This is a genomic window from Enterococcus sp. AZ062, assembly GCF_051715065.1.
Taxonomy (GTDB): Bacteria; Bacillota; Bacilli; order Lactobacillales; family Enterococcaceae; genus Enterococcus_B; species Enterococcus_B mundtii.
This window is the reverse complement of the sequence record NZ_JBIOTB010000001.1, coordinates 1,626,270-1,637,936: the sequence shown is the minus strand read 5'-3', so window position 1 is coordinate 1,637,936 and position 11,667 is coordinate 1,626,270. Positions and strand designations below refer to the sequence as shown.

Sequence of the window (11,667 nt, the reverse complement as noted above, 5' to 3'; positions counted from 1 at the left end):
TAGAATCGGAGGAAAAAAAATGAGTAAACAGTTGCTAAAAAAATTCGGGTTAGGTGCATTATCTTTAGGGTTTATCGGGGGACTTGCTGCCTGTGGTAATGGCGGTTCTTCAACTGCAGCAAATGAAGAAGATGGAAAAACATTGACGATTTCTGTCGATTCTGGCTACAAAGATTATGTCAATGAGATCAAAACAAAATTTGAAGAAGATAACGACGTAAAAATCAAGTTAGTCGAAAAAGACATGTTCGAACAATTAGAATCGCTTGCGTTAGATGGTCCTGCAGGAAAAGCACCTGATGTCATGATGGCAGCTTATGACCGGATCGGAGCATTAGGGCAACAAGGACATTTGGCAGAAGTGAAATTGGGAAACGAAGCAGATTACAATGATACGGATAAAGCTCAAGTAACGTACGAGGATAAAATCTATGGAGCACCGGCAGTTATCGAGACACTAGTTTTATACTATAACAAAGATCTAGTTGACACTGCACCGACAACTTTCAAAGATTTGGAAGCGTTAGCAAAAGATGAACGTTTCAATTTTGAATCTGAAGAAGGAACGAATACAGGATTTTTAGCAAAATGGACTGATTTTTATTATTCATATGGCTTGATTTCTGGTTACGGTGGGTATGTATTTGGTGAAGATGGAACAGACCCATCTGAAATTGGGTTAAACAATGCAGGAGCAGTAGAAGGTATTAGCTATGCCACAGATTGGTTCCAAAATGTTTGGCCTAAAGGAATGCAAGATATCAAGAGTGCTGGCGACTTTGTCAACCAACAGTTCATGTCAAACAAGACAGCAGCGATCATTGATGGTCCATGGCAAGCACAAACTTATCAAGAAAACGACATCAATTATGGCGTATCAAAAATCCCAACATTGAATAATGGTGAATCTTATCAACCATTTGGTGGAGGAAAAGGTTGGGTCGTAAGTAACTACTCTAAGAATAAAGAAGTGGCTCAAAAATGGTTAGATTATGTAACCAATACAGAAAACCAAGAAAAATTCTTTGAAATGGTCAACGAAGTACCAGCCAATCAAGCGGCTCGTGAAACAGCAAAAGGCACAAATGATGAATTGACGACTGCAGTTATTGAACAATATGAAACAGCACAAGCAATGCCAAATATTCCAGAGATGGCAGAAGTTTGGACAGGCGCAGAAAACTTGATGTTTGATGCTGGTTCAGGCAGAAAAACACCAAAAGAATCGGCTGACGACGCGGTGAAGACGATCAGCGAAGCAATTGAGCAAAAATATTAATTAGATCATCAAAAAGGTTGGAGCTGTGAAGGAAATTGCTTCTCAGCTCCATGTTTTACCTTTGATGAACGTGAGATGATTTTATAGAAAAGGCGCTTCAACATACAGCACCTGTTTTTAGTATCAAGAGGGGGGAACAACACCATGCAACAAGAAGATACAGCGGTCAATGTCAAAGGCACGATGTTACGTTCGATCATTCCAGGATTGGGTCAATTTGCAAATGGTCAAGTATTTAAAGGGGTAGTATTTTTAGCACTATTTATCGGATTTATCATCCAAATGGTTTTAGGTGGTTTTCAATCCTTAATTGGTTTAGTTACTTTAGGTAGTGTACCAATGGAAGATCACTCATTATTTATGTTGATCCAAGGAACTTTGCAATTGATTGTGACTGCCTTGTTTTTATTTTTTTATTTCATCAATCTAGTAGATGCAAAACGTGTCGCAGTCATGAGAAAAGAAGGGAAAAAGATCAATCGAACAATGAAGGAAGTCATACATAATGTGGGTGATGAAGGCTTTCCTTATCTCTTGACGCTTCCAGCGTATCTATTGATGATTTTCACGATCATCTTTCCGGTTTTAGTGACATTATTTACAGCATTTACAAACTATGATTTCCAACACATCCCACCAGCAAGTTTGATCGATTGGGTGGGAGCAGAAAACTTCTTCAGTATTTTCTTTTTAAGTTCTTATCGAAACACGTTTGTTGCCGTATTCTCTTGGACCGTCATCTGGACGCTTTGTGCAACTACCTTACAAATCACGTTAGGTGTATTTACAGCAGTAATTGCGCATCAGAAATTTATCAAATTTAAACGTGTTTTTGGAATTATTTTCCTTTTACCATGGGCAGTCCCAGCATTTATCACGATCATGAGTTTTTCGAACATCTTTAACGATAGTGTGGGAGCAATCAACACGCAAGTCATTCCATTCTTGAATAATATCCCTTTTGTAGATATTGCCTCCGTTCCTTGGAAAACTGATCCGAACTGGACAAAAGTCGCAATCATCTTGATACAAGGCTGGTTAGGTTTTCCTTACATCTATGTGATGGTCACAGGTATCTTACAATCGATTTCTGAAGATCTTTACGAAGCAGCAAAAATCGATGGTGCGAATGCTTGGCAGCGCTTCTCAAGTATCACGTTGCCAGCAATCTTTCTTGTAGCAGCACCAACGTTCATCACACAGTATACAGGGAACTTCAATAACTTCTCCATGATCTACCTCTTCAATAATGGGGGACCGGGAAGTGTCGGTGGTGGTGCAGGATCAACAGATATCTTGATTTCGTGGATCTATAAATTGACCACGGGGACCTCGCCACAGTATTCGATGGCTTCTGCGATCACGCTGATCATTTCGATGATCGTCATTGCCGTTTCTCTGTTGGTATTCAAGAAAACTAATGCGTTCAAAATGGAGGACTAGTCATGAAAAAATTTAGTACGAGTGCTAAGTTCCAACGGAGACTTTCGCATTTCTTCACTTATGTGTTTTTGATCCTATTGTCGATCATTATCATCTATCCGTTATTGATCACAGCTAGTACTGCTTTCAAACCAGGGAATATTGCTGCTTTTAGTTTGGATTTCTCCGGTGATTGGACCTTAAATAATTTTTCTCGCTTATTCAATGAAACCTTGTATGGCACGTGGTATAAAAATACGTTGATCATTTCTGTTTTAACGATGGTCATTCAAGTAACTGTTGTGACACTTGCCGGTTATACGTATAGTCGTTATCGTTTCATCGGAAGAAAATCAAGTTTGATGTTCTTTCTAGTGATCCAAATGGTACCAACGATGGCAGCATTGACCGCTTTTTATGTTATGGCCTTTCTATTAGGTGCATTGGATCGTTATTGGTTCCTGACAATGATTTATATCGGTGGGGGAATCCCAATGAACACTTGGCTGATGAAAGGATACTTCGATACAGTCCCAATTGATTTAGATGAATCAGCTAAATTGGATGGCGCAGGACACTTTAGAATTTTCTTGCAAATCGTCTTGCCGTTAGTCAAACCAATGATCGCAGTCCAAGCACTTTGGGCATTTATGGGTCCATTTGGTGACTTCATGTTGGCACGTTTCCTACTTCGTACGCCTGAAAATCAAACAGTCGCAGTTGGATTACAAACCTTTATTTCTGATGTAACCAACCAACGCGTTTCTCTGTTTGCGGCGGGAGCGATCTTGATTGCTGTACCAATATGTTTATTGTTCTTCTTTTTACAAAAAAACTTTGTGACCGGACTGACATCAGGCGGGACCAAAGGTTAGGAGTCGTTTGCTATGGATAAATTCCCACTCAATTACTTTTCAAGCTTAAGAAGTCCAAAACAGTTGTTTTTAGGTAGAAAACAACTCACTTGGCCAAAATTTATCGTGATCTTTCTGTTTCTGATTTCTTTTATGGTCATGCCGATTACTTTATTTTATACGAATCAAGTCTCGGCGATCCCGATGGAACAATTCTTATCGGTGAATACGTTGATCGATCAGGAAGGGGTGGCACGCTTACGTGAACTACAACTTACGAACGGTCGCTTAACAGCTGACTCTGAGATCATCAGTGTAACAAACGATGTCATCATCGGAACAGCACTGACGCCAGAAGAAATGGCAGAAAGAGGAGCCGCAATCAATTTTGAAGAGACCAGCTGGACGATCCGTCAAGAAGAGGATGGACAAACACGAGAATACAATATGTCATATCCCTCCTCATTTGATTTTATGAGAATAACAAGTCCTAAAGAGTTTGAACAGTTTTTAGAGAATGAATTTTATGCGAGTAATCGACCGATGATCATTTTATCTTACAGTTTGACGTTAGGTATTTTATTGTTTATCATGACTGGCTTGATTTTGTTCGGCGCTGCCTTCTTTTTATGGCTAACAAGAAAAAGCAAATTCTCTTCCATAAAAAACTTTAAAGAGAGCGCAAATTTGATGTTGAATGTTCTAGGTGTGAGTTCGATAATTGCTGGTTTTGTCGGTTTTATCCATTTTGATTTTGTCTTGATGATGGGCATCCAGTCGACCATAGCCGTTTTATTGTTACTATGGATTTTCGCTAAAACTGGCTTCAAAGATTCAAAAGCGATCCAAGTCTGATCGAATCAAAAAATGAAGAATGTAAGAGGGAAAGCAGAAATGTCTTCCTCCTTACATTCTTTATTTTTGTGTTTCTGAAATTTTCAAAAAGCTTTTATTTATTACCTGTAATCTGTTGATTCTTTGACGAAATAGGTATAACGTAATAGTGTAATTTTTGTTTTAGGAGGATCATTATGTTAGAAAAAACAATTTATCATCAACTATTTTCGCACTCTTTTTCACTTCCAGTAGAAGTCACGTATTGGGATGGAACGACGAAGCAGTATGGGGATACCGATAACCCTCCACAAATCAAAATCACGTTCAATGAAGAGATCCCAATCAAAGAGTTGAAGAAAAATGCTTCTCTTTCTTTAGGGGAAGCTTATATGGATCATCGCATTGAAATCGAAGGGAATATCCAATCATTGATCAACGATGCATACAGTCATACCGATAGTTTCTTGCGTAGCAAGGATTATCTGAAGTGGTTACCAAAAAAAGAGAAACACACAAAGCAACAAAATAAAGCGGATATCCATGCTCATTATGACCTAGGAAATGATTTTTATCGCTTATGGCTTGATTCAACATTGACGTACTCTTGTGCTTATTTCAAAACCCCAGAAGATAGTCTGGAGCAAGCACAGATCAATAAAGTCCATCATATTTTAGATAAGCTATTTATCAAAGAAGGGGAATCCCTCTTGGATATTGGTTGTGGCTGGGGAACGTTACTATTTACTGCTGCAAAAGAATATCATGTCAAAGCGACTGGTATTACTCTCAGTGAAGAACAATACAACTTCATCACCAATAAAATCAAAGAAGAGCATCTAGAAGACCAATGTCGTGTGTTTCTAATGGATTACCGCGAGTTGAAAGGGGAGACTTTCGATCATATCACCAGTGTGGGGATGTTCGAACACGTAGGGTCAGAGAATCTACCTGAATATTTCAAAGTAGTCAAAGATTTGTTGAAACCTAAAGGAACTGCTTTGATTCATGGAATCAGCCGACAACAAGGTGGTGCAACGAATGCGTGGATCAATAAATATATTTTCCCTGGCGGTTATGTACCTGGTGTGACGGAACTGATTAAGGATATCACGGAAAACGATCTACAAGTGATCGACCTAGAAAGTCTACGTCGTGATTACCAATGGACATTACAACATTGGACGCAACGTTTCCATGCGGTTCAAGAGCAGGTGACTCAGGAGATGGGTGATCGGTTCTATCGTATGTGGGATCTTTATTTACAAGCCTGTGCCGCATCTTTTGAATCGAGCAATATCGATGTGATCCAGTACTTGTTAGTCCATCCAGGGAACAATTCAATTCCAATGCATCGAAAATAATTTATTGAGTTTTGTTTTTTTATTTAAATGAAAAGAACCTGTTTTTACTTTTTTACGTAAAAACAGGTTCTTTTTTAGTTGTAAAATCAGACTGTAGACTGATTTTTCATGGTATCGGCTGACAGTATTCACTCTTTTCGTTATACTGATAATAGATACCTAATAAAAAGGAGAATTGTTATGAAATCCAAAGTTATTTTTACAGGCTTATTTTCTTTACTACTTTTGGCGGGGTGCCAGCCAAACCAAACAACTACCCCATCAAGTACGACCAATCAGTCGTCAGAAACAACTGTAACCTCTACAAACAAGTCAGAAGACTCTAGCACATCCGCTGGTTCTACTGATTCATCCTCTTCACAAACAGCAAACCCTGATATTCAAGTTTCTGCAGATCGCGCGATTGAATTATTCCAAAACAAATACCCAGATGCAGCAATCACTAGCTTAGAACTGGATAGTGATTGGGGAAGCTACTTCTACAAAATTGAAGGTGTCGATGATCAAAACGAATATTCAGTGAAAATCAATGCGATGGACGAAAAACTTGAGGCAGAGAATCCAGAGCAATTAGATCGTGACGAACAAAACGGCAAGAAAAAATCAGAAGACGGCTTAGATGTCAGCAATCTGATCTCGATCGAAGAAGCTGGGAAAATCGCCGTTGAAAAAGTTGGCGCTGGAACTGCTACAGATTGGGACCTTGATAAAGAATTAGGAACTACTTACTGGGATGTCAAAGTGAAAAATGGCAACCAAACAACAAATGTAAAAATCAATAGTCAAACAGGAGAAGTATTGTCTTCAGAAATCGATGATTGATCGAACCTTCGATAAATTTTTGTTGATTTTGTTCGCTTAAATGATACACTAGAAAAAACGCTTTATTAAAAGGAGAGAATAACTTGAGCTTAACGACTACTTTCTTAAATCATTCTTTTGAAAATCCCTTGATGAACGCTTCTGGTGTCCATTGCATGACTACAGCGGAATTAGATGAACTTGCACATTCGAATGCGGGGGCGTTCATTACAAAAAGCTGTACCATCAATGAGCGAGCAGGAAACCCTGAACCTCGTTATTATGATGTGCCACTGGGAAGTATCAATTCGATGGGCTTACCAAACTTAGGTTTTTCCTATTATCTGGATTATGCATTGGCCTACGTGAAAGAGCATGGACAAGAACAACCATTGTTTTTCTCGATTGCCGGTATGAGTGCAGAGGAAAATCTGGAAATGTTGAAGTTGATCGAAGAAAGTGATTACCAAGGGATCACTGAGCTGAATCTTTCATGCCCGAACGTTCCAGGAAAACCGCAGCTAGCTTACGATTTCGAGGCAACAGCAGCTTTATTGAAAGAAGTCTTTCAAGTGTTCTCAAAACCGTTGGGAATCAAACTTCCTCCTTATTTTGATTTCGCCCACTTTGATCAAATGGCGGAAATCTTGAATCAGTACCCGATCGCCTATGTGAACTCGATCAACAGTGTAGGAAATGGCCTTTATATCGATACTGAGAGTGAAACAGTCGTCATCAAACCAAAAGACGGCTTTGGTGGACTTGGAGGCGAATATATCAAACCTACTGCGTTAGCGAATGTCCGGGCATTTTATACCCGCTTGAAACCAGAGATCAAAATCATCGGTACTGGCGGTATCCGCAATGGACAAGATGCTTTTGAACATTTATTATGTGGCGCAAGCATGTTACAGATCGGCACGGAACTTCACAAAGAGGGAGTAGCTATTTTTGATCGTATCAGTAAAGAATTGGAGACGATCATGGCGGAAAAAGGCTACCATTCAATCGACGAATTTAGAGGGAAATTACGCTCGATGTCGTAATACCTCCTTCATTCTTATAACTAGAGAAGAACACTTGAAGCATTCAGCTGCTTCAAGTGTTTTTCTATTTAGAATAAGAGACTAGGCGTAAACATTGTTGCTTTTTCTGTCATATGAGAAAATAACCGTAACTGAGGAGGGAGAGCATGAAAGATGCAACATATCTTGCGAATGGTTTAAAAACAAAGCAATTCAGCTCGGAAGAACTTTTTACAGAAACAAAGCGAAAAATCGAAAAGCTCAATCCAGAAATCAACGCATTTGTCACACTTGAATCACTTGATTTCCAATCAAATGGAAAACAACCACAATTGGAGAGTGATTCGCTACTAGCAGGAATCCCATTTCCTTTAAAAATGCTAGGACAAGAAAAAAAAGGCTGGTTAGCAACTTCTGGTTCACGGATTTTTGAACAACACCGAGCGTCTAAAAATTCGAATTATGTCCAAGCAGTTGAAAAAGCTGGTTTAGTTCCATTTGGACAAACGAATGCGCCTGAATTTGGCTTTAAGAATATTACCGATCCACAATTATATGGCCCAGCACGAAATCCATGGAACTTGGCATACTCTCCAGGAGGATCAAGTGGCGGAGCTGCAGCGGCAGTTGCGGCAGGGATCGTTCCGATGGCAGGTGCAAGTGACGGGGGTGGTTCGATCCGTATTCCAGCCTCATTTTCTGGCTTGATCGGCTTGAAGCCATCAAGAGGAACCATGCCAGTCGGTCCAAATGCTTGGCGAGGCTGGCAAGGAGCGGCAATTGATTTCGGACTAACGATTTCCATGAGAGATACAAAAGCGTTGTTCCAAGCACTACAAGGAATCAATAGTGGGGCACCTTATCAAGTCACACCAGCATTTTGGCAACAGCATCCAGTGAAGGAACGGTTGACAATCGCTGTCTGTGTTGATTCACCGATCGGCTCGAAAGTAAGTGTAGATGCTCAAATTGCTATTCAAAATGCACTGCATTTTCTAGAACAATTAGGACATGAAATCGTTGAGATTCCATATCCTTTAGATGGACGTACATTGATCAACTCCTATTATCAAATGAATGGTGCTGAAACGGCAGCAATGATCGAGTCGATCGAAAATGGGTTGCAGCGAGGGATAGAAAGCAACGAGCTGGAGCCAATCTCATGGACATTATGGCAATATGGTAAAAAACTTTCTGCAGCAGACTATGTGCATTCATTGCACGTATGGGATCATGCGGCTGTCACGATGGAAAGCTTATTTGAGTCCTTTGATTTGTTTCTCTCACCAACCACTGCGGATACTGCGCCTAAAATCGCAGCTGACTTACAAAGTGACTCGATTCGCCAGCAGATGGCTGATGTCTCTCATTTATCGGCAGATGAAGGGTTGGCAGTCGTGTCAGCGATGTTTGAAGAGAGCTTGACGATTACTCCTTATACACAACTAGCGAACTTAACTGGGCAACCTGCAATCAGTCTACCTACACATGTTAGTGAAGAAGGATTGCCACTAGGGATTCAGTTTATGGCTGCCAGAGGAAGAGAAGACTTACTGTTTCAGATTGGTGAATTATTTGAAAAACATGGTTTGTTTTATCTTCCGCCAGAAATCGAGCAAGCGTAAGAGAGCAACAGAACAAATGAATCGTGCGATTTTTAATACGGAATAGCAAACAGGTAGAAGAATTTACCGTTAAGTCGATCGATCAATAAAACACGAGTGCAATTGAAAAGACGAAAAATGTGATGTTTGAGCTGCATTTTTCGTCTTTTCTATGTTGCTTTTTTTATTGTTAGACAAGTAGCATACAAAAAAATAAAATGGTAGTTGGATTATCTTGGCTTTTCAGGTAGAATAAAAAGCGAAAGTATGTTCGGAGGTGAAGTGTATGAAAACTCCTTTAACGATCGAGCTGGAATCATCGTTGTATCATTATTGTATCGAACAGGGAGGGATCGTGGTCGAGGAAGTGACAATGCCTGAGGATCATGGAATCGTGGATACTTTAAGTTGTCTGATGAAATTTGACGGAACAAGAGAATGGCGCTGTTATGAATTGAAAGTCACAAAAGCTGATTTTCGCTCAACTGCTAAATTGTCCTTTGTCGGTCACTATAATTATTTTGTTTTACCAAAAAATTTATATGAAGAAGTCAAAAGTGAGATCCCACCAGAGATTGGTGTATTAGTTTATCGTTCGTATGCACTAGAAGAGGAAATGCCTGTTCCTGGAACTTTTATTATTGCAAAAAAAGCAATGCGCCGTGAGTTAGGTGTAGCAGAAGAGGCATTGACAAATCGTTTTATGGCTTCTTTGTTTAGAGAAGTCAGAAAAGCCAAACAAATGGAACGGGGAGTAAAATATTTCCCTTCAGACCAGCTGTATAAAGAATTAAAAAAACGCTCAGAAACGCAAGATCCTTTCTCAAAAGAACGCTACTATGAACGCTTTATCGAAGAAATCGAAAGTCAAGCAATCCATGATCTGCAAGAAGAAAATCGTGCCTTGCGACAAGAACAGGACTGGTTGCGCCAGCAACGTCATATTCGTCGTCTGCCAACTGAACCATTGGAGTGAAAACAGTATATGTATTATCCTTATTTACGTGGCAAACAATTTGATTTACTTGCATTAAAAGAAAGCTTGAATCGTGGACTTTTATCCACTAAGATTCAGCCAATCATCGAGCCAGTACGTGATTCGGCGACGCTCAAAAATGTTGTCGAGTTGTTTCAAAAAAAGAATCATCCGCTGATTATTATAAAGAATCCGCAAGTGGGTCAGTTCAAACTGTTCGATCAACCGATCCACACATGGGTGACCAGTGAAGATAGCTCGTTAGCAGAGGCAGAGATCATTACGCCGAGCAATTATGAAAGAATGGTTGAATCACCACCGCCATTCATTATTTTTGATGGACAACATCAACCTAGAGAAAATGCAATTTGGCAAGCTTTGATCAAAACTAATGCGACATTTTTCATTCCTGATTCTAGTCGCTTACGCATGCAATTGCCTAAGAATAAAATCATTGTCCGTGATCAATTTCAAACGAGACGGCATGTGGAAAATTATGCAGAAAAAAATGATGATTTTTTTAGCGATGATCATCTTTTCTTTCAAATGGATGGCTATCATGGGTTTTCCGATTTTACGATCGAAGGCAGTCGTTACTTCGATAAAGGATTTCCCAGTCGAGCGTTGGCCTTGCATATTACATACGTCGATGCTTATGGGAATATGCGAATCAAACACTTCATTTCAGATACCAATGATTCCGCAAAAGATCAAGCATTGAAATTTATGGAAGCAGCCAATAAAATGTACGGTTGGTTGATGAGGAACCATCAACAAATTTATATCACGGAAGGATTACTTGAGCTTGTCAGCTTGTATCGCCAACAAAAATTCCCGGGTCTGGGAGTTTTGAAGAAATGGACATTGTTACATCATCTTGAATTAGTTAGTCAGCTTTTAGATCATCCGACAGACTGGTTACGCAGTGGTTCAAGAATAGACCAGCTATACAAGTTGATCACAGATCAATAAAAGGAGCAGAGATATGTACCTTAGAAAAACTACATTAGATGATGTGCCGAGAGTGCTACAAATCATCGATCAAGCTGCAGCATACCTTGCTGAGCAAGGATTGCCTCAATGGCAGGGAGAGCAAAAACCATCAAAAGAACGAATCATCGAAGACATTGAAAGGCAGGAAAGCTTCGTCTTGATTGACGAAGAAGACATCGTTGGCACTGCGGCGCTTGTTGCAGGCATTGATCCGGTCTATACAGCAATTGCAGGAAATTGGGAGGGGAGAGAGCCGTATCTTTCCATCCATCGAGTTGCTCTTGATCAAAATGTAAGAGGAAAAAGACTTGGCAAACAATTATTAAAACATTTATTGACCGTTGCCGCATGTCAAGGAATCAAGGACGTTCGGATCGATACTTTCCCCACCAATCATCCAATGGAAAAAACGATTTACTCGGCAGGTTTTCATTATTGTGGCATGATTGAATTTCCATTCACACACGGAGAAAGAAAAGCCTATCAAAAATTATTGTGAATTGCTCAAAACCAAA

At 39.8% G+C, this 11,667-nt stretch carries 11 protein-coding genes; all 11 read left to right on the top strand.

Going from position 1 to position 11,667, the window contains the following annotated elements:
* The first annotated feature begins 19 nt into the window (after positions 1 to 19).
* The 11 genes from IGJ00_RS07715 (at position 20) to IGJ00_RS07665 (ending at position 11,651) form a co-directional block, all read left to right on the top strand.
* Complete coding sequence (locus IGJ00_RS07715; protein ID WP_115357642.1) at positions 20 to 1,279, top strand: extracellular solute-binding protein; 1,260 nt, start codon at positions 20 to 22, stop codon at positions 1,277 to 1,279.
* A gap of 144 nt (positions 1,280 to 1,423) precedes the next feature.
* A complete protein-coding gene (locus tag IGJ00_RS07710) occupies positions 1,424 to 2,722 on the top strand; it encodes a carbohydrate ABC transporter permease (protein WP_010735424.1) in 1,299 nt (432 codons plus the stop codon).
* Between the two features lie 2 nt (positions 2,723 to 2,724).
* Positions 2,725 to 3,576: a sugar ABC transporter permease gene (locus IGJ00_RS07705; RefSeq protein ID WP_010735425.1), complete on the top strand. Its 852-nt coding sequence runs from the start codon at positions 2,725 to 2,727 to the stop codon at positions 3,574 to 3,576.
* A 12-nt stretch (positions 3,577 to 3,588) separates the two neighbouring features.
* Complete coding sequence (locus IGJ00_RS07700; protein ID WP_074799020.1) at positions 3,589 to 4,410, top strand: maltodextrose utilization protein MalA; 822 nt, start codon at positions 3,589 to 3,591, stop codon at positions 4,408 to 4,410.
* Positions 4,411 to 4,586: 176 nt separating this feature from the next.
* Positions 4,587 to 5,753, top strand: a complete 1,167-nt coding sequence (locus IGJ00_RS07695) for a class I SAM-dependent methyltransferase (RefSeq protein WP_438844290.1) — start codon at positions 4,587 to 4,589, stop codon at positions 5,751 to 5,753.
* A 180-nt stretch (positions 5,754 to 5,933) separates the two neighbouring features.
* Positions 5,934 to 6,575, top strand: coding sequence for a PepSY domain-containing protein (locus IGJ00_RS07690; RefSeq protein WP_023519688.1), 642 nt, complete (start codon positions 5,934 to 5,936; stop codon positions 6,573 to 6,575).
* An 83-nt stretch (positions 6,576 to 6,658) separates the two neighbouring features.
* The gene (locus IGJ00_RS07685) at positions 6,659 to 7,600 is read left to right on the top strand and encodes a dihydroorotate oxidase (protein ID WP_066025017.1); all 942 of its coding nucleotides are present in this window, start codon (positions 6,659 to 6,661) and stop codon (positions 7,598 to 7,600) included.
* Positions 7,601 to 7,746: 146 nt separating this feature from the next.
* Positions 7,747 to 9,204, top strand: coding sequence for an amidase (locus IGJ00_RS07680; RefSeq protein ID WP_438844289.1), 1,458 nt, complete (start codon positions 7,747 to 7,749; stop codon positions 9,202 to 9,204).
* A 265-nt stretch (positions 9,205 to 9,469) separates the two neighbouring features.
* Positions 9,470 to 10,159, top strand: a complete 690-nt coding sequence (locus IGJ00_RS07675) for a hypothetical protein (protein WP_066025015.1) — start codon at positions 9,470 to 9,472, stop codon at positions 10,157 to 10,159.
* A gap of 9 nt (positions 10,160 to 10,168) precedes the next feature.
* Positions 10,169 to 11,131, top strand: a complete 963-nt coding sequence (locus tag IGJ00_RS07670) for a sce7725 family protein (RefSeq protein WP_438844288.1) — start codon at positions 10,169 to 10,171, stop codon at positions 11,129 to 11,131.
* A gap of 13 nt (positions 11,132 to 11,144) precedes the next feature.
* Entirely contained in the window at positions 11,145 to 11,651 is a 507-nt protein-coding gene (locus tag IGJ00_RS07665; protein ID WP_142433020.1) for a GNAT family N-acetyltransferase, read from the top strand.
* The last annotated feature ends 16 nt before the right edge of the window (positions 11,652 to 11,667 follow it).

Excerpts from the sequence above, each read along its gene's own strand:
- IGJ00_RS07715 (WP_115357642.1), top strand. The coding sequence starts at position 20 with ATGAGTAAACAGTTGCTAAAAAAATTCGGGTTAGGTGCATTATCTTTA.
- IGJ00_RS07710 (WP_010735424.1), top strand. The coding sequence starts at position 1,424 with ATGCAACAAGAAGATACAGCGGTCAATGTCAAAGGCACGATGTTACGT.
- IGJ00_RS07705 (WP_010735425.1), top strand. The coding sequence starts at position 2,725 with ATGAAAAAATTTAGTACGAGTGCTAAGTTCCAACGGAGACTTTCGCAT.
- IGJ00_RS07700 (WP_074799020.1), top strand. The coding sequence starts at position 3,589 with ATGGATAAATTCCCACTCAATTACTTTTCAAGCTTAAGAAGTCCAAAA.
- IGJ00_RS07695 (WP_438844290.1), top strand. The coding sequence starts at position 4,587 with ATGTTAGAAAAAACAATTTATCATCAACTATTTTCGCACTCTTTTTCA.
- IGJ00_RS07690 (WP_023519688.1), top strand. The coding sequence starts at position 5,934 with ATGAAATCCAAAGTTATTTTTACAGGCTTATTTTCTTTACTACTTTTG.
- IGJ00_RS07680 (WP_438844289.1), top strand. The coding sequence starts at position 7,747 with ATGAAAGATGCAACATATCTTGCGAATGGTTTAAAAACAAAGCAATTC.
- IGJ00_RS07675 (WP_066025015.1), top strand. The coding sequence starts at position 9,470 with ATGAAAACTCCTTTAACGATCGAGCTGGAATCATCGTTGTATCATTAT.
- IGJ00_RS07670 (WP_438844288.1), top strand. The coding sequence starts at position 10,169 with ATGTATTATCCTTATTTACGTGGCAAACAATTTGATTTACTTGCATTA.
- IGJ00_RS07665 (WP_142433020.1), top strand. The coding sequence starts at position 11,145 with ATGTACCTTAGAAAAACTACATTAGATGATGTGCCGAGAGTGCTACAA.